The sequence below is a fragment of the Sphingobium sp. TomMM15 genome (assembly GCF_055397045.1).
This window is the reverse complement of record NZ_AP027314.1, coordinates 1,918,135-1,938,671: the sequence shown is the minus strand read 5'-3', so window position 1 is coordinate 1,938,671 and position 20,537 is coordinate 1,918,135. Positions and strand designations below refer to the sequence as shown.

At 62.3% G+C, this 20,537-nt stretch carries 19 protein-coding genes; 11 read left to right on the top strand and 8 right to left on the bottom strand.

Translation table 11 applies throughout. The features are described from left to right. Window positions 1-2: 2 nt before the first annotated feature. The 4 genes from plsX (at window position 3) to ACZ51H_RS09595 (ending at window position 2,859) form a co-directional block, all read left to right on the top strand. The gene (plsX, locus tag ACZ51H_RS09610) at window positions 3-1,028 is read left to right on the top strand and encodes a phosphate acyltransferase PlsX (protein WP_449474679.1); all 1,026 of its coding nucleotides are present in this window, start codon (window positions 3-5) and stop codon (window positions 1,026-1,028) included. Then, window positions 1,025-1,993, top strand: a complete 969-nt coding sequence (locus tag ACZ51H_RS09605) for a beta-ketoacyl-ACP synthase III (RefSeq protein WP_449474235.1) — start codon at window positions 1,025-1,027, stop codon at window positions 1,991-1,993. The genes plsX and ACZ51H_RS09605 overlap by 4 nt, the downstream gene beginning before the upstream one ends. 125 nt (window positions 1,994-2,118) lie before the next feature. Further along, window positions 2,119-2,415: an integration host factor subunit alpha gene (ihfA, locus tag ACZ51H_RS09600; RefSeq protein WP_449474233.1), complete on the top strand. Its 297-nt coding sequence runs from the start codon at window positions 2,119-2,121 to the stop codon at window positions 2,413-2,415. A gap of 81 nt (window positions 2,416-2,496) precedes the next feature. After that, window positions 2,497-2,859 carry a MerR family transcriptional regulator gene (locus ACZ51H_RS09595; protein WP_449474232.1) on the top strand — a complete coding sequence of 121 codons (363 nt, stop codon included), beginning with the start codon at window positions 2,497-2,499 and terminating at the stop codon, window positions 2,857-2,859. Window positions 2,860-3,061: 202 nt separating this feature from the next. On the opposite strand, the gene ACZ51H_RS09590 is transcribed toward ACZ51H_RS09595, so the two are convergent. Next, on the bottom strand, window positions 3,062-3,604 hold the full coding sequence (locus ACZ51H_RS09590; RefSeq protein WP_464801696.1) for a SixA phosphatase family protein: 543 nt from the start codon (window positions 3,602-3,604) through the stop codon (window positions 3,062-3,064). Beyond that, on the bottom strand, window positions 3,601-6,351 hold the full coding sequence (locus ACZ51H_RS09585) for an ATP-dependent DNA helicase (RefSeq protein ID WP_464801695.1): 2,751 nt from the start codon (window positions 6,349-6,351) through the stop codon (window positions 3,601-3,603). The genes ACZ51H_RS09590 and ACZ51H_RS09585 overlap by 4 nt, the downstream gene beginning before the upstream one ends. Window positions 6,352-6,527: 176 nt before the next feature. On the opposite strand from ACZ51H_RS09585, the gene ACZ51H_RS09580 reads away from it, so the two are divergent. After that, entirely contained in the window at window positions 6,528-8,105 is a 1,578-nt protein-coding gene (locus ACZ51H_RS09580; protein WP_460986820.1) for a lysine--tRNA ligase, read from the top strand. A gap of 241 nt (window positions 8,106-8,346) precedes the next feature. On the opposite strand, the gene ACZ51H_RS09575 is transcribed toward ACZ51H_RS09580, so the two are convergent. The 3 genes from ACZ51H_RS09575 to ACZ51H_RS09565 all read right to left on the bottom strand — a co-directional run bounded on the left by ACZ51H_RS09575 (window position 8,347) and on the right by ACZ51H_RS09565 (window position 10,615). Further along, the gene (locus tag ACZ51H_RS09575) at window positions 8,347-8,820 is read right to left on the bottom strand and encodes an RcnB family protein (RefSeq protein WP_464801694.1); all 474 of its coding nucleotides are present in this window, start codon (window positions 8,818-8,820) and stop codon (window positions 8,347-8,349) included. A 185-nt stretch (window positions 8,821-9,005) separates the two neighbouring features. Continuing rightward, window positions 9,006-9,683, bottom strand: coding sequence for a 2OG-Fe(II) oxygenase (locus tag ACZ51H_RS09570; RefSeq protein ID WP_464801693.1), 678 nt, complete (start codon window positions 9,681-9,683; stop codon window positions 9,006-9,008). A gap of 98 nt (window positions 9,684-9,781) precedes the next feature. Continuing rightward, window positions 9,782-10,615: an RcnB family protein gene (locus ACZ51H_RS09565; protein ID WP_464801692.1), complete on the bottom strand. Its 834-nt coding sequence runs from the start codon at window positions 10,613-10,615 to the stop codon at window positions 9,782-9,784. 326 nt (window positions 10,616-10,941) lie between these two features. Here ACZ51H_RS09565 and ACZ51H_RS09560 point away from each other — a divergent pair, with 326 nt between their 5' ends. From ACZ51H_RS09560 to ACZ51H_RS09550, 3 genes are all read left to right on the top strand, one after another. Next, window positions 10,942-11,427: a biliverdin-producing heme oxygenase gene (locus ACZ51H_RS09560; protein ID WP_464801691.1), complete on the top strand. Its 486-nt coding sequence runs from the start codon at window positions 10,942-10,944 to the stop codon at window positions 11,425-11,427. Continuing rightward, window positions 11,420-13,990 carry an HWE histidine kinase domain-containing protein gene (locus ACZ51H_RS09555; protein WP_464801690.1) on the top strand — a complete coding sequence of 857 codons (2,571 nt, stop codon included), beginning with the start codon at window positions 11,420-11,422 and terminating at the stop codon, window positions 13,988-13,990. The genes ACZ51H_RS09560 and ACZ51H_RS09555 overlap by 8 nt, the downstream gene beginning before the upstream one ends. A gap of 68 nt (window positions 13,991-14,058) precedes the next feature. Next, the gene (locus tag ACZ51H_RS09550; protein WP_464801689.1) at window positions 14,059-14,868 is read left to right on the top strand and encodes a DODA-type extradiol aromatic ring-opening family dioxygenase; all 810 of its coding nucleotides are present in this window, start codon (window positions 14,059-14,061) and stop codon (window positions 14,866-14,868) included. Between the two features lie 12 nt (window positions 14,869-14,880). On the opposite strand, the gene ACZ51H_RS09545 is transcribed toward ACZ51H_RS09550, so the two are convergent. The 3 genes from ACZ51H_RS09545 to ACZ51H_RS09535 are packed head-to-tail and all read right to left on the bottom strand — an operon-like array spanning window position 14,881 to window position 17,139. Continuing rightward, entirely contained in the window at window positions 14,881-15,417 is a 537-nt protein-coding gene (locus ACZ51H_RS09545; RefSeq protein ID WP_460986814.1) for a (2Fe-2S)-binding protein, read from the bottom strand. Continuing rightward, the gene (locus tag ACZ51H_RS09540; protein ID WP_449474213.1) at window positions 15,414-15,905 is read right to left on the bottom strand and encodes a DUF2721 domain-containing protein; all 492 of its coding nucleotides are present in this window, start codon (window positions 15,903-15,905) and stop codon (window positions 15,414-15,416) included. The genes ACZ51H_RS09545 and ACZ51H_RS09540 overlap by 4 nt, the downstream gene beginning before the upstream one ends. Window positions 15,906-15,930: 25 nt before the next feature. Then, on the bottom strand, window positions 15,931-17,139 hold the full coding sequence (locus ACZ51H_RS09535; protein ID WP_449474211.1) for an LL-diaminopimelate aminotransferase: 1,209 nt from the start codon (window positions 17,137-17,139) through the stop codon (window positions 15,931-15,933). A 141-nt stretch (window positions 17,140-17,280) separates the two neighbouring features. On the opposite strand from ACZ51H_RS09535, the gene ACZ51H_RS09530 reads away from it, so the two are divergent. The 3 genes from ACZ51H_RS09530 to clpS all read left to right on the top strand — a co-directional run bounded on the left by ACZ51H_RS09530 (window position 17,281) and on the right by clpS (window position 20,520). Continuing rightward, window positions 17,281-19,023, top strand: coding sequence for a PHA/PHB synthase family protein (locus ACZ51H_RS09530; RefSeq protein ID WP_464802879.1), 1,743 nt, complete (start codon window positions 17,281-17,283; stop codon window positions 19,021-19,023). A 140-nt stretch (window positions 19,024-19,163) separates the two neighbouring features. Beyond that, window positions 19,164-20,006 (top strand): phasin family protein, encoded by an 843-nt coding sequence (locus ACZ51H_RS09525; RefSeq protein WP_464801688.1) that lies wholly within the window; start codon window positions 19,164-19,166, stop codon window positions 20,004-20,006. Between the two features lie 145 nt (window positions 20,007-20,151). Then, window positions 20,152-20,520 (top strand): ATP-dependent Clp protease adapter ClpS, encoded by a 369-nt coding sequence (clpS, locus tag ACZ51H_RS09520; RefSeq protein WP_464801687.1) that lies wholly within the window; start codon window positions 20,152-20,154, stop codon window positions 20,518-20,520. Window positions 20,521-20,537: the final 17 nt, after the last annotated feature.

The window sequence follows — 20,537 nt, the reverse complement described above, 5'->3', positions numbered from 1 at the left end:
CGATGGGCGGGGATGAAGGTGTGCGCGTGATGATGGCGGGTGTAGCGCTCGCCCGTCACCGCCACGAAGGGCTACGCTTCACCCTTTTCGGAGACGAGGCGCGGATCAAGGCCGCGCTCGACAATCATCCGAATCTGCGTGCCGCTTCCGAAGTGGTGCACGCCAGCGATGTCGTGTCTGCGGGGGACAAGCCCAGCGCCGCCATCCGCAAGAAGGCCAGCTCCATGAGCATGGCGATCGCTGCGGTGAAGGCTGGCGAGGCGGGCGCTGCGGTCTCGTCGGGTAATACCGGCGCGTTGATGGCGATGGCCAAGCTGGCGCTGCGTACCATGCCGGGGATTGATCGGCCCGCTCTGGCGGCTTTGCTGCCTACGCTCGGCGACAATGACGTGGTCATGCTGGACCTGGGCGCCAATACAGAGTGCGACGCCCGCAACCTGGTGCAGTTTGCGGTGATGGGCGCGGCCTATGCGCGCATCGCTTTCGATCTTGAGCGCCCGCGCGTTCGCATCATGAACATCGGCACGGAAGACATGAAGGGCACGGAAGAAATCCGTGACGCTGCCGCGATTCTTCGCGCTGCGACGAGCCTGCCTCTGTCGTTCGATGGCTTTACCGAAGGTGACAAGATAGGACGTGGTGAGGCTGATGTGATCGTCAGCGACGGTTTTTCCGGCAATGTGGCGCTGAAGACGGCGGAGGGCACGGCCCGTTTCGTCACCGACCTGCTGCGGACGGCCTTTACCAGTTCTATCCGGTCCAAGATCGGATTCCTGATTTCCAAGCCCGCCATGCACCTGCTCAAACATCATCTGGACCCCAACAACCATAATGGTGCGGTGTTTCTGGGCCTGAACGGTGTTGTGGTGAAAAGTCATGGCAACGCCAATGACAAGGGCGTCGCCAATGCCGTCCATGTTGCTGCGCGGCTGTTGGAAGAAGATATTACGCGGCGTATCGCCGCCGACATGGCGGGTGTTAGCGCGCTTTCGGCCGTGGCGTCCAAACAGGAGCTCGCCGCAAAGTGATTCGCAGGTCCGTTCTTCTGGGTACGGGGTCGGCTCTCCCGGTTCGCGCTGTCAGCAATGCTGAACTAGCGGAGACCGTGGACACGAGCGACGAATGGATCGTCGAGCGCACCGGCATCCGCAATCGCCACATCGCGGGCGAGGGCGAAACAACCGCAAGCCTTGCGACCGATGCTGCTTGCGCGGCACTGGATGCGGCGGGTCTGGCGGCGCAGGATATCGACCTCATCATTCTGGCGACGGCCACGCCGGACCAGACCTTTCCCGCCAGCGCGACCATTGTGCAGGCAGCGCTCGGAATCAATGATTGCGTGGCGTTCGACGTCGCGGCTGTGTGCTCGGGCTTCCTCTACGCGGTGACGGTGGCGGACAGCATGATCCAGTCTGGCGCCGCGCAAAAGGCGTTGGTGATCGGGTCGGAGACGTTCAGCCGCATTCTCGACTGGGAAGATCGGACGACCTGCGTCCTGTTCGGGGACGGCGCGGGGGCGATCGTACTGGGCGCGGAGGAAAGCGCAGACGGCGCGCGCGGCATATTGGCCTCAAAGCTGCATGCTGACGGTCGGCACAACCAGCTTCTCTATGTCGATGGCGGGCCTTCGACGACGAAGACGGTCGGCAAGCTGCGCATGAAGGGGCAGGAAGTCTTCCGCCATGCGGTCGTCAACCTTGCCTCGGTACTGACCGAGGTCATGGAAATAGCAGGCCTCGGCACGGACCAGATTGACTGGCTGATCCCTCATCAGGCGAATGCGCGCATTCTGGATGCCACCGCGCGGAAGCTGAAGCTGTCGCCCGATCGGGTCGTCATGACGGTGGATCGCCACGCCAATACTTCCGCCGCTTCGGTGCCATTGGCGCTTGATCTGGCCATGCGTGACGGCCGGATTAAGTCCGGCGACCTGCTCGTGCTGGAGGCGATGGGCGGGGGCTTTACCTGGGGCGCTTGCGTCCTTCGGGTCTAAGCCAAGGCATCTACCCGGAATTCTTTGACTTTCTTCGGCGAGTCATCTTGCCGAATCACTCAGCTTATCGCACAATTTACCATTGTCGTCGGCATTGACCCGGCGAATGAAGGTGGGGACGTTCGATGACTGGCAATGGCACCCTGACACGCGCAGATCTGGCGGAAAGCGTCAATCGTCATATTGGCCTTTCACGATCCGAGGCCGCCGCGCTTATCGAGTCCATATTGGAACATATGACCTCCGCACTGGAACGCGGGGAAAATGTGAAGATATCGAGCTTTGGCACCTTCGTTCTGCGCGACAAGACCCAGCGCATGGGCCGTAATCCCAAGACAGGGGTTGAGGTGCCCATCGAACCGCGCCGCGTGTTGACCTTCCGCGCCAGCCAGACCATGCGGGACCGCGTTGCCGCATCCTGATAGGTTAGGCCCTAAGGACAGCTGCCAGTTAATCCCGCGCATGGTTGACCTTTGCGCCCTGATAGGTGCAACATCGGACCCATGGAAAAGGCAGAGGGTGCGTTCCTGACGATTAGCGAGCTGTCCGGGGAACTGGGGCTTCCGCAGCATATTCTGCGTTACTGGGAAACGCGTTTTCCCCAACTGCGTCCTCTCCAGCGGTCGGGTAATCGCCGCTATTACAGGCCAGCGGATGTGGCGCTGGTCAGGCGCATCAATCAGTTGTTGAACGAAGAGGGCTTCACGGTGCGGGGCGCGCAAAAGGCGCTTGCCGATGGGATAGCCGTGGCGAAACCCGTCGCTGTTCCGGCTCCTGCTGTTTCGGTCAAGCCTGAGGGGGGTGCGGATTTGCTGGATCGGCTTCAGGCGATCCGGGCGGCCTTGTCGAAGGCTATTGGGGAGTAAGTTCAGCGCCTCGTGTTTACTTAGCGCTTCGTGCTCTAACTTAGTGCCGCCCTTTAAACCGGTTCGCCCCAAGCTTGTCGAAGGGCTTTACTGCCCCTCAAAAAGAAGAGGGCTTCGACAAGCTCAGCCCGAACGGAGGTGGGTGGTCCGGGTTGAACTCACTCTGCGCCAGCAGCGACCTTGGTGACTTAGAACAGTTGATTTAACGCGATTCCGGGCCTAGCGCCGGATCCAGATCACGCGGGCGGGTGAAGCTCATCAGCGTTCCCGCGTTCGGTGCGACGTCCGCCCAGGCATCAATATCCAGATCCAGAACCGCGATGCTGGCCGTCGGAAACTTGACTTCCACATCCCCGCGTAGCGGGCTGGTGTCATTGTCCGGCACCAGTTCCAGGATCAGTTCTTCGAAGCCGGGATTATGTCCTGCCAGGATCACGTTGCTTGCAGTGTCCGGCAGATCGCGCAGCACATCCAGTAGCGTTGCCACGGACGCCAGATATATGCGGCGATCCCAATGAGGATCGAGCGGTTGGCCATAGCCTTCAAGGAACGTATCGAGCGTCTGCACGACCCGGACGGCGGGAGAGGCGACGAGAAAGTCGAACTGCATTTTCCGGTTGCGGGCATATTGACCGATCAGCAGCGCCGCCTTTTCCCCGCGTCGGTTCAGTGGCCGGTCGAAATCCCGCTCTACCGGATCGTCCCAGTCGGACTTGGCGTGGCGCAACAGGGTCAACCGCTTCATCTTTGCTCCAGGTCGGGAATGCCGGATTCGTGTCCTCGTTGCCCTAGCGGCATGCCGTCGCCAAGGCCAGCGTGGGAATGGGCGCTGACCGCAATGATCGCTTCGTCAAGGGTGACGCGGCGAATGGGGGTGCCCGGCGGAAAGGCGCTGAGCAGGCGACTGGGCATCGCGGCCGACAATATGACGAAGCTGCCGCGATCCTCGGCGCGGCGGATGAGGCGGCCAAAGGCTTGGGCCAACCGGGCGCGGATCAGCCGATCGTCGTAGGAGGCGCCCCCTCCGGCGAGACGGCGGGCGGCGTGCAGCACTGTAGGCTTCGACCAGGGAACGCCCTCCATCACGACGAGCCGCAGCGAATGGCCGGGCACATCGACCCCATCGCGCAAGGCGTCGGTGCCAAGCAGCGAGGCGCGTGGATCGTCCCGGAAAATGTCGATCAGCGTGCCGGTGTCCATCGGATCGACATGCTGGGCGTAGAGCGGCAGGCCCGCCCGTGCCAGACGATCGGCGATGCGGGCATGGACAGCGCGCAGCCGCCGTATCGCCGTGAACAGGCCGAGCGTGCCGCCGCCCGCCGCTTCGATAAGCCGTCCATAGGCACCCGACAGTGCGGCAATGTCGCCGCGCTTGATGTCCGTGACCACCAGCACCTCCGCGCGGCCGGGATAGTCGAACGGGCTTGCCGCTTCGAACCGTTGGGCACCGTGCGGGAGATGGCTCGCCCCGCTGCGGCTTTCCGCATTGTCCCAATCGCCGCCGCCCTTGAGTGTCGCGGAGGTTATAAGCACGCCCTGTGCAGGTTTCAGCACGGTTTCAGCCAGGGGCCGGGTAGGGTCCAGCCAGTGGCGATGGATGCCGATGTCGAATTCCCGGCCTTCGATGCGATCGACCGTCATCCAGTCGACGAAATCCGCATCAGCCGGGCCGGCGATCCGGGCCAGCAGCGCGAGCCAAGCGGCGATGAGGTCGCATCGCCAGCCGAGCGAGGCAATCGCGCCTTCGATCCGTGCGCGGGCTGCGCCGTCGAGCCAATCGGGCGCATCCTCGATGACTGCCTCCAGCCGTTTGCCGAGCCGGTTGAGCGGCCGCAGCAAAGCGTCGAGCGCGAGCGCCGCCTCCTGCGCGGCTTCGACCAGCGGGCCATCAGGTTCGGCCACTTCCGTTTCCAGTCCATAGCCTGCGTCCGCTTCCCCAACGTCGGCGGCGCGGGCATAGACGGTGCCACGCACCGCGGCGAGCAGCTGTTCAAGTGGTCCGAACGGCTCTCCCGCGACGATGCGTTTCAGCCACTCATCGGCTGGCAGCGCGCGCGCGGCGTCCGCCGCCGCGCGGATCGCCTGGCCGCCTTCCTCGTCATAGCTGGCCAGATCCGACAGGCGGGCGGCAAGACCGCGCCGCCGACCGCGCGAATTGCCTTCAGGCCCCATGACCCAGCGGCGCAGCTCGATGGCTTCCTGCCCGGACAAGGCGACGGAAAAGGTGGAGTCGGCCGCGTCGAAAAGGTGATGGCCCTCATCGAAGATGATGCGCTGGGGCCGTTGGCCTGTTTCCCGCCCACGCGCGGCGTTGATCATGACGAGGGCGTGATTGGCGATGACGATGTCCGCGTCGGCCGAGGCGCGCGCCGAGCGTTCGATGAAGCATTTTCGATAATGCGGGCAGCCTGCGTAGATGCATTCGCCCCGCCGGTCGGTCAGCGCTGTCGATCCATTGCGGCGGAACAATGTCGGCAGCCAGCCCGGCAGGTCGCCGCCGACCATGTCGCCGTCTTTGCTGAACGCCGCCCAGCGCGCGACGAGTTGGGCCAGGATCGCCGCGCGGCCGGAAAAACCGCCCTGCAATGCATCTTCCAGGTTCAGCAGGCAGAGGTAATTTTCGCGCCCCTTGCGTACGACGATCCGCCGCGCTGCCGTTGCCGGATCGGGGAAGAGGCGCAGGCTTTCGCGGTCAAGCTGCCGTTGGAGCGCTTTGGTATAGGTCGATATCCACACCGTGCCTTGCGCCTGCGATGCCCAAAGCGAGGCCGGGGCGAGGTAGCCCAATGTCTTGCCGATCCCGGTGCCAGCCTCCGCCAGCAGCATGTTGGGTTGATCCCGATGTTGTCGCGGGCGGAAGCTTTCCACGGCTGCCGCCGCATAAGCGCGCTGCCCCGGCCGGGCTTCCGCCTCGCTACCGGTCAGATGCGCCAACCGCGCCAACACCGCCTCTTCGTCGAGGGAGATGGTGCGCGGGGCTGGACGCGGCGGTGTTTCCTCCCATTCGGGCAGGCGGGAGAAAAGCCAGCGTTCCGCTTCGGACGGTCGGCTTATCCGGGGCGCGATCAGCGGCGCCCATGGCCAGCGGAGGCGGTGCAGCGTTTGGGCGGAAGTCCAGCCGCCTTCCCGCTCGGTCCATGAAGGCGATCCGAGCATGTCCAGCAGCGCGGCGGTGGCGGCTTGCAGCAGCTGCGGAATGTCCGCTTCACTGCTCGGCCGTTCCAGGCCGAGCGCTTCGGCAAGGCCCTTGGGCGTGGGAACAAGGAAGCGGGCCGGGTGGACGAAAGCCCAAAGCTCCAGCAGGTCTAGGCCGTTAAGTTCAGGATAGCCGAGCCGTTGCCCCGTCAGCGGCGCATTGAGCAGCAAAGTGGGTGTCTCTGCGGCGCAGGCGATGGCCGCTCCCTTTGCAACCGCCCGGGTGTCTTCACCCTCGCGCAACCAGATCCCACCATGGCTGGCATGAAGGGCGGGCAGGGCAGTGGGGTCGATCACTCCAATCGCTTAGGCGACCGGGAACAAAAGGGAAACCGGAAAAAGGCTCAACTCAGCTTGCGCGGCGGCCAAATCCGGTTGGCCGCAAGGAAAAGGCGCGCGGGGCAAAGCCGCGTCCGCCGCTGTACGGAAAGACGTTCCATTTCCGGCCTTCCAAGGCTAGGGGCATGTGCATCATGACCGTGTCCGATATCCTCCGCACCGCCGCTCTGGCGTCCAAGGCCTGGCCCTATGAAGAAGCGCGCAAGCTGCTGAAGCGCTATCAGAGCGGCGCTCCTGACAAAGGCCATATCCTGTTCGAAACCGGCTATGGCCCGTCCGGCCTGCCGCATATCGGCACCTTCAACGAAGTGTTGCGCACGACGATGGTGCGCAACGCCTATCATGCGCTATCCGACATACCCACGCGGCTGATCGCGTTCAGCGACGATATGGACGGGCTGCGCAAGGTGCCCGACAACGTGCCGAACCAGGCGATGCTGGCGGAACATCTCGGCAAGCCGCTGACGCAGGTGCCTGATCCGTTCGAGAAGTTCGAAAGCTTCGCGCACCACAATAACGCCATGCTGCGCGAATTTCTGGACCGCTTCGGTTTCGATTATGAATTCGTGTCCGCGACCGATCGGTACAAGTCCGGCGCGTTCGACGACGCGCTCAAGAATGTCCTGCGTCACTATCAGGACATCATGGACATTATGCTGCCGACCCTGCGCAAGGAACGGCAGGCGACCTATTCGCCTGTGCTGCCGATCAGCCCGAAGAGCGGCATCGTCCTTCAGGTGCCGATCGAGGTGCTGGACGCCGACGCCGGGCTCGTCCGGTTCGAGGATGAGGGCGAGATGATCGAGCAGTCGATCCTGTCCGGCGGCGCGAAACTGCAATGGAAGGTCGACTGGGCGATGCGCTGGGTCGCGCTGGGCGTCGATTATGAGATGGCGGGCAAGGATCTGATCGATTCGGTGACCCAGTCGTCCAAGATCTGCCGCGCGCTGGGCGCCCGCCCGCCCGAAGGCTTCAACTATGAGATGTTCCTGGACGAGAAGGGGGAGAAAATCTCCAAGTCCAAGGGCAATGGCCTGAGCCTTGAACAGTGGCTGACCTACGGGCCGCAGGAAAGCCTGGCCTTTTACGCCTATCGTGAGCCCAAGAAGGCCAAGCAGTTGCACATGGGCGTGATCCCGCGCGCGGTGGACGAATATTGGCAGTTCCGGGTCAACTATCCCAACCAGCAGGTCGAGCAGCAACTCGGCAATCCGGTGCATCATATCCATGATGGAAAGCTGCCCGACGGCAAGCTGCCGGTGACCTTCGGCCTGTTGCTCAATCTGGTCGGCGTCATGGGCGACGCCAGCCGGGAACAGGTGTGGGGATATCTGCAAAATTATGTCCCTGAAGCGAGCGCGCAGACCTACCCTGAACTGGACGCACTGATCGGGCATGCGCTGGCCTATCATCGCGACTTCGTGGCGCCCACGCTGAAGCGTCGCGCGCCGGAGGCCAATGAAGCCGAGGCGCTGCGCAGGCTGGACGCGGAATTGGCGGCGCTGGGCGATGACGCCACCGCCGAAGATATCCAGAATATCGTTTATGCGATCGGCAAGGACGAGGCCTTTGGCTTTGCGGAACTGCGGGACTGGTTCAAGGCGCTGTATCAGACATTGCTGGGCGCCGATCAGGGGCCGCGCATGGGCAGCTTCATCGCCCTTTATGGCGTGGCAAACAGCCGCCGCCTGATCGCGGAGGCGCTGGGTTGACGCAGGGGAACATTAGCCGACCCTAAGCGTTCCTATTCCGGTCCACCCCCTTTCGGACTGATGGTGCGCCCTGTGCGTGCCATCGGCCGCGCCTGCTCGGAGACGGGCGGCGCGGCCAAGGGGATTTCCAAAAATTCTCGTGATTATCGAGATCGTGTCTGCGACCGCTGTGCTGTGCCGAAATAGATAGCGAACGGCTCCGAACCGAAGTCCGGAGCCGCCCATTGTCGTTAGTTCTGCGTTACCAGAAGAAGCTGCGATGGACTTGCATCACGCGCCCGCTGCGAACGTTGACCAGCAGCACGTCGTTATAATGCCTTACCCAGCGCAGGTTACGGTTCGCGGGCCGGGGCAGGCGATAGCGATAGGGATCGCTGATATAATAGCGGGAATTATAGAAGCCCGGGCGTAGCCGAGACCCGACTTCCCAGCGATTGTAGCGGAAGGGCGCGCGCCAGTTGCCGCCGCGATAGACGTCACGGTGCGAACGGCGATAGTCGCGCCAATCTTCGCGCAGTTCCTGCCGGGCGTCGCGGACGTCACGGCGCTGTTCGCGTACATCATGGCGCGAGCCATGGCGTTGCGCGTCGCGCAGTTCGCGCTGCTCCTGCCGGAGATCCCGCGCACTGTCGCGCACTTCTCCGCGTGACTGGGCCATGACCGCGCTTGGCATCGCGGTTGCTGCGATAAGGCCGAGGATGATCAACTTACGCATATATTTTCTCCCATCAGCTTGGCGGCCTGAACCGGCTGGGATCAAACTTTCATCCCCTGGGCCGGTTCCGTCACCAACAATGGGGTTATGCATTCCGGCCGCTGAACCTGCACGAAACAGTTCTGTCAGGAATCAGTCATTTATGTCGCAACTTGTATCACAGCTATGAACAGGCGCGCTTGCGGTCAGTGTACCCAGCGCCGCTCCCGAAACCATTTGGTCACGACATATTTAACGCCATTTTGCACGGGCCGGGCGGCATGCAGGCTCATCGGATTGGGCGAACCATCGGCCTTCAGGTTGTTCCAGATGAGGATCATCCCCTCAACGGGAGGCACCATGAACTCGCAGTGGGGAAAATGCGTCTCCCCGCCGGCTCCAACCGGCGACAGATAGATCATCGCCGTCCAGCTGCGCTGCCCGCCCTTTTTCATCATCGCGGGCCAATAATTGGCGGTGACCGGGAAATAATCGCAATGCGCCTTATATTCCTGACCAACCGCATAGCGCTGACCCTGCAAGGTTTCGCCATTTTCGGGCGGTAACCCGGTGAGCGCGCAAATCCGGCGGCTGATGCCATCCACCAGCGGGTGCCAGGGGCTAAGGTTGCAGCTGTGGCTGGTGCGGTAATCGGCATTCGCGCTGCCGGAAAACAGCGTGGAGGGCTGGGCGTCGGCGTCGATCAGCGCGCGCAAGCCTTCGCATTCCTCGGCGCTGAGGAAGTCATGGCGGCCGTAGATTTCAAGGTTCGCGGCGTCGATCCGGCTGACCAAGGGGTTGCGGTCCAGCTTTGCGCGCACCGCATCGCCGATCTTCGCCCGAGTGGCCGAAGCGATGCCGCCATCATCAATCACGTCCGTCATGCCCGCTTCCTGCCGCCGTCGTCCCGTCGGTGCAAATGAAAAGGGCCTGACGCACATGGCGCCAGGCCCAGATGAAATCAGCGGATATGATCCTCCGCTTACCAGAAGAAATCGTGGATCACGTCTACGACATAGCCGTCCCGGATATCGACCAGCAGGGCATCGTCATAATAGCGCACCCAACGCAGCGTGCCGTAGGCAGGCGGCAGGCGATAGGACCATGGATCGTTGATCCAATAGTTGTTCGCGAACAGCAAGCTGTTCAGGAAGATGCCTGTCGAAAAGCTTCTGTAGCCATAGCTCCATCCGCGCGGCGCATAATAGCGGCCCATCCGGTAGCGGTCGCTGTAGCGTGAGCGATAGCTGCGCCAGTCATAGCGGCGGTCCTGCCGCCAGTCATTGTCCCAACGACGCTGGCCGTTCCAGCGGGTGCGATCATCGAACCGGCGATTGCCCGCCAGGCTGCCGCGCCAGTTGTTGCCGCTGTCGAGGCGCCCTTCTGGGCGTCCATCCCGACGATCATCACGCCGGTCCTGTCGCCCGTCGTCGCGACTGCCGCGCCAGCCCGCCTGGTTGTTGTCCCGGCGGTCATCCCGCCACTGCGGACGATCGCCAACGGCCCGTTCCCGGACGCGCGTATCGTTGCGCCGCGCATCGCGAGGAACGTCAGCGCGTGATTCCGCAGCACGCCACTGTCGATTGGGCTGTGCCGGAACGGTCTGTACCCGCGCGCGATCATTTACGCGTTCTTGCCAACGCTGCGTGGAAGCCTGGTCACGCACGCGGACGTTTCCGCGATCGCCATCCTGCCCGCCGCCACGGGGTGCCCGGCCTTCGTTCCGGCCAGACTGCTCACCGCCGCGATCGCGCCCTCCATCCTGCCCGCGTTGCGCATAGGCAGGGGCGACGCCACCCAGAACGGTGGCGGTCATCAGCCCCGCCAACATCATTTTCCTCAACATGGTCTTTTCTTTCCAAAAGGGGCGCCATGCCCCGCATGATTTCCCTTTTATGTCTGCCGCCATGTCGCGACGCTGAACTCGTTCGTCAGCGATTTGAAAGAATCTCCCAAGTATAGATGGTCATTGGGACCTGGCGTACACAAATCGATTATTTCGGTAGAAAATCGACCAACCACCGCCGTCAGGCTCAAAAACTGATCCAGATCAGTGCGCGCCTCGGTGTCAGCCTTTAGGAACGACGAGTGAAGAGAACGTCCAACGTCGGCCGAATTCGACAGGCCTTAAGAAAAGCGACGATGGAAAACCATCAGCGGGTGGATGATCTTTTTTCCGGCTTTTCGCTGGATTCCCGTGCGGAATATGGAGCCTTTCTGAAAGCGCATGCACGCGCGCTGATGCCGCTGGAACAGTTGGCGATGCCCGATTCTCCGCGCTTGCCCCAGTTGATGGAAGACCTTGCATCATTGGGCGAAACGCTGCCGGAGCCACTAGAAACAACGGCGCATGCGGGCGAAGGGTTTCGGTGGGGTGCGCTCTACGCCCTGGAAGGTTCGCGGCTGGGTGGCGCCATGCTGGAGCGGCGCGTGCCTGCCGGGTTGCCCAGGGCCTATCTCAAGTCTGTCTACGGCCAAGGAAGCTGGATCGCCTTTCAGCAAGCGCTGGACAAGGCGGCGGATGGCGGTGGCCAGGATTGGATCGACAACGCGATACAGGGAGCGCAAGCCGCCTTCGCTCTGTTCGCGGCAGGTGCCGCGGCGGAACGGGTGAGCAGTCATGGCTGAACGCGATGGACAGGAGATGGCCGACTTCGCCGTCGACATCAGCAATTGCGATCGCGAACCGATCCATGTGCCGGGCACAATACAGCCTTTCGGCTTTCTGGTTGCGCTGACCGCCGACTGGCTGGTTTCCCGCGTCTCGGCAAATTGTGAACAGTTCATCGGGCTGGCGCCTGAGCAGATGCTGGGCAAGCCGATCAGCGGGCTGTTCCGGGATGATGCCATTCATTCGCTGCGGAACCGCATCACGCTGCTGCGTGGCCCCGACGCGGTCGAGCGGATGTTTTCGCTGGTGCTGATCGAGGGCGTGCAGCCCTTTGACATCGCCGTTCATTTTTCGGGCTCTCTGGTGGTGATCGAGGCCGAACCGGCTTTCGCGGATGAGATCGAGGCGACCAGCATGGTGCGATCCATGGTCGCGCGGCTCGCTCAAACGGACAGCATGGCCGCCTTTCTGCGCGATGGAGCGAGGCAGGTTAGGGCCTTGACCGGATTCGACCGCGTCATGGTTTACCGCTTCGCCGATGGCGGCGACGGCGAAGTCGTGGCCGAAGCGTTGCGGCCTGGCATCGACAGCTTTTTCGGGCTGCATTACCCCGCTTCGGACATCCCGACGCAGGCCCGGGCGCTGTACCTGCGCAACATCTTCCGCGTCATCGCGGACGTGCGGGCAGAGCCGGTTCCGGTGATCCCGGTGCTTGATCCCACCGGCGCGGCGCTCGACATGTCCTTGTGCCTGCTGCGCGCGGTTTCCCCGATCCACATCGAATATCTCGGCAATATGGGCGTAGGGGCTTCGCTCTCCATCTCGATCATTGTCGAGGGGCGCTTGTGGGGCTTGTTCGCCTGCCACCATTATGGCCCGCGCCTGCCGACCTTCGCGCAGCGGAGCGCTGCTGAGCTGTTCGGACAGATTTTCTCCATGATGCTGGAAAGCCGCGAGCGGGCGGAGACGGCGGATTATGAGGGGAAGGCGCGGCAAGTCGCCGATCGCCTTATGTCCGCTGTTGCCCAGGATCATGATCTGCTGTCCAATGCCCGTTGGCTGGGTGACGTCATCTTCGACACCGTGCCCGCGGATGGCGTCGGCGTGTATATTGACGGGGACGTGACGCTGGCCGGTTTGACGCCGGACAGGTCCGCCTTTGCAGCGATCGTCTCGATGCTCAATCGGACGGCGGCAAGCCAAGTGTTCGCGACCGACTGCCTCTGCCGGGTGATGCCCGAAGCGGAAGCCTATGCCGATCGCGCGGCGGGCCTGCTCGCCATTCCGCTGTCACGGCGACCGCGCGACTATGTCGTGCTGTTCCGCGTGGAGCAGATGCGTTCGGTGCGCTGGGCGGGCAATCAGGAAAAGCATATCGAATATGGGCCGAATGGGCCGCGCCTGACCCCGCGCAAGAGTTTCGAGGAATGGTCGCAACTGGTGAAGGGCACGTCGGTGCCTTTCACCCCGGCAGAATTGCGCGTCGCGGAGGCATTGCGGACGGCTCTGCTGGAAGTGGTGCTGCGCCTTTCCGACTCCGCCAACGAGGAACGGCAGAAGGCGCATGAAAAGCAGGAACTGCTGATTGCCGAGCTGAACCATCGGGTCCGCAATATATTATCGCTGATCCGTGGGCTTTTGTCCCAGACGCGCGACAATGCCCGTTCGGTGGACGAGTTTATCGACACGTTGGAAAGCCGTGTGCATGCGCTGGCCCGCGCTCATGACCAGATCACGGCTGACCGCTGGGCACCGGCACGGTTGCAGGACCTGATCGAGGTGGAGGCAGGGGCTTATCTGGGCGAGCGGCGCGACCGGGTCAAACAGACCGGCCCCAATGTACTGCTGACGCCGTCGGCCTTTACCGTGCTGGCGCTGGTCATTCATGAGTTGCTGACCAACGCCGCCAAATATGGCGCGCTGTCGGATGGTGGCACGGTTGCGATCGACTGGCGTGTCGATCCGGAAGGCAGCTTGCTGCTCGACTGGAATGAAAGCGGTGGCCCGGCCGTCGTCGCCCCGACTCGCCGGGGTTTCGGTTCCACCGTCATCGAACGGTCGATCCCTTATGATCTGGATGGCAAGGCGGAGATTACCTACCGCCTTTCCGGGCTGGAGGCGCATTTCTGCATCCCGTCCCAGCATATCGTGTCGGTTCTGCCGGATGTCACCGTTGGGGAAAGATCGAAGCCCGCGCCCGCTCCTGCTCCCGGCTTGCTAAAAGGGCGCAATGTCCTTCTGGTCGAGGACAATATGATCATCGCGATGGATGGCGAGGATGCGTTGCGCGATCTGGGCGCGGAAGTCATCACCGCCGCCAGCGTCGGGCGAGCGCGTGAAGCCATCGATCTGCACGCCATCGATTTTGCCGTCCTGGATTTCAATCTGGGCAATGAAACCAGCTTGCCGATCGCCGACATGCTCGCGGAAAATGGCATCAGCTTTCTGTTCGCGACGGGCTATGGCGATGGCCTGGACCTGCCCGAGCGGTTCAGCGGGATCACCTTGTTGAAGAAGCCCTATTCAGGCGCCACGCTGGCGCAGGCCATCGCTCCCATTATCGAGGCTGGTGAAGCTTAGGGGCTACGAAACGCACTGTTTCACGCCGCGCACTTGCATGGCCAGGGGCAGCGCGCGATCTAACGGTCATGAAACAGCCCAGCCTTTATATTCCGCACGGTGGTGGTCCTTGCTTCTTCATGAACCCCGCAGATCCCGACCGCCCCTACAGCGACCCCATGTGGCAGACGATGCAGGATTATCTGACGCAACTGGTCGAGAGCCTGCCCGAACGTCCGCGCGCGATGTTGATCGTGTCGGCGCATTGGGAGGAGCCGGTCCTTACCGTGCACAAGGGGGATCGTCCGGACCTTCTGTTCGACTATTATAATTTCCCACCCCACGCTTATTCCCTGAAATGGGATGCGCCGGGAGCGCCCGCCGTTGCCGACCGCGCCGCCCAACTGCTGCGCGACGCTGGCTTCCCCGTGGCGGAAGAGCATGGACGCGGCTGGGACCACGGCATCTTCATTCCGATGAAGGTCGCGCGGCCGCAGGCCGACATTCCCGTCGTGCAACTCTCGCTGAGAAAAGACCTCGACCCACAGGCGCATATCGCCGCAGGCCGCGCGCTTGAGCCGTTGCGGGATGAAGGGGTCGTGATCATCGGGTCGGGGATGAGTTTCCACAATATGCGGGTCCACGATTCGCAGGCGCGAACACCATCGCTATTGTGGCACGAGGCTTTGACTGACGCGGTAACGGACCCGGACCCCCAGCGGCGATCGGCACGTATTGCCGCGTGGGAGACGCTGCCGGAGGCGCGCTTCGCCCATCCTCGTGAAGAGCATCTGCTGCCGCTGATGGTGGCGCTGGGCGCGGGCGGCGATGATGTCGCGCAGGTTGATTATGACGACGCCGTGAGGGGATGGCCGGTATCGGCCTATCGGTTCGGCTAGGCGGCGGCGGGACTAGGGCCGCCGGAGCGCCGGGACGGCGCGGGCGGCCTCTTCGGGCGATACGCCGGGGGGCGGGGCCGCCTCTACCTGTTCCTCGCCGCGCATGACCTTTCCGGCGCGCTTGATGGCGCCGCGCAGGCGGGGGTAGATGCCACACCGGCATATGTTGGTGATGGCGGCGTCTATATCCTCGTCACTCGGATCGTTGTTACGCTTCAGCAGAACCGACGCCGCCATAAGGATACCGGGGATGCAATAGCCGCACTGCGACACGTTGTCGGCCGCGAAGACCTGTTGCAGCGGGTGGCCGCGATCGGGGGAAAGCGCTTCTATCGTGGTGACGAAGCGTCCTTCGGTCTCCCTAATGCTGACCTGGCATGAGCGCACCGCCTGCCCGTCGATATCGACCGTGCAGGCCCCGCAATCGCCCGTTCCACAACCATATTTGGTGCCGGTCAGGTTGGATGCGTCGCGCAGCGCCCAGAGAAGCGGCGTGTCGGGGTCCATCCGATATTGGACCGGGCGGTCGTTGACCGTGAATTTGGTCATGCCTCCTCTTCCCCCTCCGCCTGGTGATAGAGGACTTCGTTGCGGATGCGGATGGTGCGCGATGCCAGGCGGATTTCCTGAATGAAGGTTGCAAAACCGCCCGCCTGAAGCAGCATCGCCAGACTGAACAGGATGGCAATGAGCGTGCCAAGATGCGCACCGAACAGGTTGCCCGCAAACAGCAGGATGACGACCAGGCAGACCGCGCATGCGGATGCCACCGAAAGGAAGATCGCGACGTTGACCACGTTCATGCGCCGGTCCAGCACGCGGATCTCGCCCACCATGCGGTCATGTTCCTTACCGCGCGACGTGAGTATTTTGCCTTCGACCAGCCTGGCGCGGTCGATAATCCGGGCAAGGCGCCCCGCACAGACGTTTAGGAAGGCGCCGATGCCCGCGAGCAGGAACACCGGCGCCAAAGCAAGCTGGATCGTCTGCGCGACCTGCGAAACCTGGGGCAGGGGGATTGTCGAGTGAAGTGCCACGCCCTTTAACCCGGCGCCGCTTCCGTCAGGCCGCGCCCTTGGCGGGCGTGTTGATACCCATGGATTTCAGATACTGCTTGATGTTGCGCGCCGCCTGCCGCAGCCGCTGCTCATTTTCCACCATGGCGATGCGGACGAAACCTTCGCCATCCTCACCATAACCGACGCCGGGAGCTACCGCGACCTTGGCATGGGTCAGGAGCTGCTTGGAAAATTCCAGGCTGCCCATATCCTTGAGCGCGGGGGGCAGTGGAGCCCAGGCGAACATCGACGCCTTGGGCGCCGGAATTTCCCAGCCAGCGCGGCCAAACGCCTCGACCATTACATCGCGACGCTTGTGATAGAGTTCGCGATTCTTCTGAACAATGTCTTGCGGCCCGTTCAGCGCCGCGCAGGCCGCGGCCTGGATCGGCGTGAAAGCGCCATAGTCGAGATAGGACTTCACCCGCTTGAGCGCCGCGATCAGTTGGCGGTTGCCGACCGCGAAGCCGATGCGCCAGCCAGCCATCGAATAGGTCTTGCTGAGCGAGGTGAATTCGACCGCGACATCCTTGGCGCCCGGAACCTGCAGGATGGAAGGCGTCGGGTTGCCGTCATAATATAGTTCGGAATAGGCAAGGTCGGACAGGACCCAGACGTTATTCTCCTTCGCCCAGGCGACCAGCCGCTCATAAAAGGCAAGATCGACCGTTTCGGCCGTAGGATTGCTGGGGTAGCCGACGACCAGAATGGAGGGGCGCGGCACGGTGAAAGCCATCGCGCGTTCCAGCGACTTCCAGTAATTTTCATCCGGCGTCGTCGGGACTGAGCGAATGGTCGCGCCCGCGATGATGAAGCCGAACATGTGAATCGGATAGCTGGGGTTGGGCGCCAGAACGACGTCGCCCGGCGCGGTGATCGCGGTCGCGAGGCTGGCAAGCCCTTCCTTCGACCCCATGGTCACGACGACCTCGGTCTCCGGATCGAGGTCTACGCCGAAGCGGCGGCCATAATAATTGGCCTGCGCCTTGCGCAGTCCGGGGATGCCCATCGACTGGGAATAGCCGTGGGCGCTCGGCTTTTGCGCGACTTCGCACAGCTTGGCGATGACGTGGTCGGGTGGCGGCAAATCAGGATTGCCCATGCCGAGGTCAATAATGTCCTCACCCGCGGCTCGCGCGGCGGCCCGCATCGCGTTGACTTCTGCGATGACATAGGGCGGCAGACGCTTCATGCGGTAAAATTCTTCGGACATTATAGGGCTTTCCTGAAAGGTCTCCATGGGGAATAGTGCTGCACGCACTTTCGCGCGATGCGCTCTGGCTATAGCCCGCCAGATTGGCTCACGCCAGCGAAAGCGGCGGACATAAAGGATGCCAGGAGGAGGAAGGTGGCCATGGAAGCGCAGAACCTCAACGAGCCTCATCTGCCTACGCTGGAACAGATGCAGCAATGGACGCAAGTCGTCGGCCGGGCGCAGCAGCTCATTCTGGAGCAGGCTGCCGGAGCCACGGGAAGGACGATGCCGTTCGATCCAGATGCGGTGGCGCGCATTCAGACAGGCTTTGCCAATGAAGGTCTGGCCCTGTGGCAGCGGTTTCTTGACTCAGGCGGCATGCTTCGCGACCAGCCGGACGCTCCGCCTCCCGAAAGCCCTGCCGCGCGCAAGGATCGCCGCTTTTCTGACCCTGCCTGGGCAAAGCATCCCTTTTACGACCTGATCCGGCAAAGCTATCTGCTGATGTCGGACTATCTGCTGAAATTGACGGATGCGGTGGATGGGGTCGATCCCAAGCAAAAGGCAAAGCTGCGCTTCGCTACCAGCGGCATGCTGGACGCGGTGGCGCCCAGCAACTTTCCGCTGACCAACCCCCTCGTCATGGAAAAGACCCTGCAGAGCGGGGGCGAAAATCTGGTCAAGGGCCTCCAGCACATGCTGGCGGACATGGAAAAAGGTCAGCTGACCCAGACGGACGGCACCGTCTTTGAGCTTGGCCGGAACATCGCGACCACTCCCGGCAAGGTGATCAAGGAAACGCCGCTTTACCAGCTGATCCACTACGCACCGACCACGGACAAGGTGCTGGAAACGCCCCTCGTCATCTTTCCGGCGTGGATCAACCGCTTCTACATACTCGACCTGTCACCGGAAAAAAGCTTCGTCAAATGGGCGACCGACCAGGGGATGAGCGTCTTCCTGCTGTCGTGGAAATCGGCCGATGCGTCGATGAAGGACCTGCTGTGGGACGATTATATCGTCCGGGGCCAGGTCGACGCGATCGACACCGTGCGCGAACTGCTCGGCGTGCCGAGCGTCCATACGATCGGCTATTGCGTGGCTGGTACCACCCTCGCCGCGACCCTGGCCTATCTTGCCGAACGTGGCGAAGCGGACAAGGTGGCAAGCGCGACCTTCTTCACGGCGCAGGTGGACTTCAGCGAGGCGGGGGATCTTGGCCTGTTCGTCGACGATGAGCAGATGAAACTGGTTGACCAGCTTTCGACCGGGGGCTTCCTGGATGGGCGCTATATGGCCGCGACGTTCAACCTGCTGCGCGGCCGCGACCTGATCTGGAACTATGTGGTCAATAATTACCTGCTGGGGCAGGATTATCCGCCGTTCGACCTGCTATATTGGAATGGCGACACCACCAATCTTCCCGCGTGCTGGCACAAAAATTACCTGACGCAGCTTTATCGCGACAACCAGTTGGTGGTGCCGGGGGCGCTGACCATCGACGGAACGCCGCTTGATCTGAGCAAGGTCAAAACGCCCGCCTATGTTCAGGCGGGACGGGAAGATCATATCGCTCCTCCCGAAAGCGTGTGGAAGATCACATACCACTTCGCTGGGCCTATCCGGTTCCTGCTGGCTGGATCGGGCCATATCGCGGGCGTGGTCAATCCTCCGGCGGCGGGGAAGTATCAATATTGGTCCTGCGATGAACTGCCTGCCAGCCTTGCCGACTTCGTGGCGAACGCGAAGGAGACGAAGGGAAGCTGGTGGCCGGACTGGATCGAATGGATTCGCTCTCATGGCGATTCGACGGTCTCTGCCAAAGACGGTGGTCGGGTGCCGGGCGCCGGTTCCCTGAAGGCCATAGAGGATGCGCCTGGCCGTTATGTGAGGGAGCGCTAAGCCTCACAAAACACGCTGATTTCAGACTGGTAAAACAAGGACCGATTTCTCCGCCAATCTTGTTTTGCTGCACTGCACAAAAATTCTTGCGTTTGCGCTTTGAATTATATATTGTGCACTGCAGCAACGGAGAACCTTTTATGCCAGTCACTCCAAAGCCTGCTCGCCGCAAGGCAGTGGCCAAGACGCCCGGCTCTACATTGTCGGCGGCTGAAGCATTGAAGGCCGCGGAAGAAGCGGTGAGCGTCAGCCCAAAGGTTGCGCCAGCGCGGAAGGCCGTGGCGGTCAAGAAGGCGGCGGTTAAAGCCGCAAAGCCTGACCCGGTCGCGATCGTCGCCGCCACCACGGCGGTCGATGCGGCGCCCGAACCGGCTGCTCCGCCAGAAATTGATCCGGCCCCTCATGCACCAGCGCCGCTGGTCGAAGAGGTCGCTATCGAAGCTGAAGAAACCAAGAGCCTTTCGTCCGAGGCCGGGCCGGTAGAGCCCACCATGCTGCCTGCCACAGAAGGAACCAAGATGATGAACGACGTGATCGAAACTGGAAAGAAGTTCGCTGAAGAGACCAAGGCCAAGTTCGAGACGGCCTATGCCGGTCTGAACGAGAAGGCCAAGGCTGGCGTCGAAAAGTCGACCAAGGCCATCGAAGAGCTGAGCGACATCGCCAAGGGCAATGTCGAAGCGCTGGTCGAATCGGGCAAGATCGCTGCCAAGGGCATTGAGACCCTGGGCCAGGAAGCTGTCGATTACAGCCGCAAGAACTTCGAGAAGGCGACTGCCTCGCTCAAGAGCTTCTCGACGGTCAAGACGCCGACCGAATTCTTCCAGCTGCAGAGCCAGCTTTTCTCGAGCAGCTTTGACGAGCTGACCAAGGAAGCCGCGAAGAGCAGCGAAGCGCTGATCAAGCTGGCTGGCGAAGTCGCCCAGCCGCTGACCGCACGCGTTACCGTTGTCACGGACAAGGTAAAGTCGCTCGCCGCCTGATCGGCGGTAAATGGCTTGAAAGAATGAAGCGGCTCTCATCCCCGGGGTGAGAGCCGCTATTCTTGGTTACCACCATCCCTTGCGCGATGACCTGCAATCTGCGCCCCTTGCCTTAAGGGCTGGAATCGCCATATCCTCACCCGTCATGAGCAGCATTAGCAGATATCGGGAGAAGATGGCGGGCCGGGACCAGGATTATCAGGGTGAAGGCCCTGGCGGTCCCAATGTCGGCATCGCGACGCGCACCCGCGCCCGCACCAAGAAGCCGTCTCTCTACAAGGTATTGATGCTGAACGACGACTACACGCCGATGGAATTCGTCGTGCATGTCCTTCAGCAGTTTTTCCGCATGGACATGGAAGAAGCCACGCGCGTGATGCTTCACGTGCACCAACGCGGCGTCGGGGTTTGCGGCATTTTCAGCTATGAAGTGGCGGAGACAAAGGTGAACCAGGTGATGGACTTCGCCCGGCAGAACCAGCATCCGCTTCAATGTACGCTGGAAAAGGCCTGAACTGCCGACAGCACGTC

Bases quoted from the DNA above. Each gene is read 5' to 3' on its own strand.
- plsX (WP_449474679.1), top strand. From the start codon at position 3: ATGGGCGGGGATGAAGGTGTGCGCGTGATGATGGCGGGTGTAGCGCTC.
- ihfA (WP_449474233.1), top strand. From the start codon at position 2,119: ATGACTGGCAATGGCACCCTGACACGCGCAGATCTGGCGGAAAGCGTC.
- ACZ51H_RS09595 (WP_449474232.1), top strand. From the start codon at position 2,497: ATGGAAAAGGCAGAGGGTGCGTTCCTGACGATTAGCGAGCTGTCCGGG.
- ACZ51H_RS09590 (WP_464801696.1), bottom strand. From the start codon at position 3,604: ATGAAGCGGTTGACCCTGTTGCGCCACGCCAAGTCCGACTGGGACGAT.
- ACZ51H_RS09580 (WP_460986820.1), top strand. From the start codon at position 6,528: ATGACCGTGTCCGATATCCTCCGCACCGCCGCTCTGGCGTCCAAGGCC.
- ACZ51H_RS09575 (WP_464801694.1), bottom strand. From the start codon at position 8,820: ATGCGTAAGTTGATCATCCTCGGCCTTATCGCAGCAACCGCGATGCCA.
- ACZ51H_RS09570 (WP_464801693.1), bottom strand. From the start codon at position 9,683: ATGACGGACGTGATTGATGATGGCGGCATCGCTTCGGCCACTCGGGCG.
- ACZ51H_RS09565 (WP_464801692.1), bottom strand. From the start codon at position 10,615: ATGACCGCCACCGTTCTGGGTGGCGTCGCCCCTGCCTATGCGCAACGC.
- ACZ51H_RS09560 (WP_464801691.1), top strand. From the start codon at position 10,942: ATGGAAAACCATCAGCGGGTGGATGATCTTTTTTCCGGCTTTTCGCTG.
- ACZ51H_RS09555 (WP_464801690.1), top strand. From the start codon at position 11,420: ATGGCTGAACGCGATGGACAGGAGATGGCCGACTTCGCCGTCGACATC.
- ACZ51H_RS09550 (WP_464801689.1), top strand. From the start codon at position 14,059: ATGAAACAGCCCAGCCTTTATATTCCGCACGGTGGTGGTCCTTGCTTC.
- ACZ51H_RS09545 (WP_460986814.1), bottom strand. From the start codon at position 15,417: ATGACCAAATTCACGGTCAACGACCGCCCGGTCCAATATCGGATGGAC.
- ACZ51H_RS09535 (WP_449474211.1), bottom strand. From the start codon at position 17,139: ATGTCCGAAGAATTTTACCGCATGAAGCGTCTGCCGCCCTATGTCATC.
- ACZ51H_RS09530 (WP_464802879.1), top strand. From the start codon at position 17,281: ATGGAAGCGCAGAACCTCAACGAGCCTCATCTGCCTACGCTGGAACAG.
- ACZ51H_RS09525 (WP_464801688.1), top strand. From the start codon at position 19,164: ATGCCAGTCACTCCAAAGCCTGCTCGCCGCAAGGCAGTGGCCAAGACG.
- clpS (WP_464801687.1), top strand. From the start codon at position 20,152: ATGAGCAGCATTAGCAGATATCGGGAGAAGATGGCGGGCCGGGACCAG.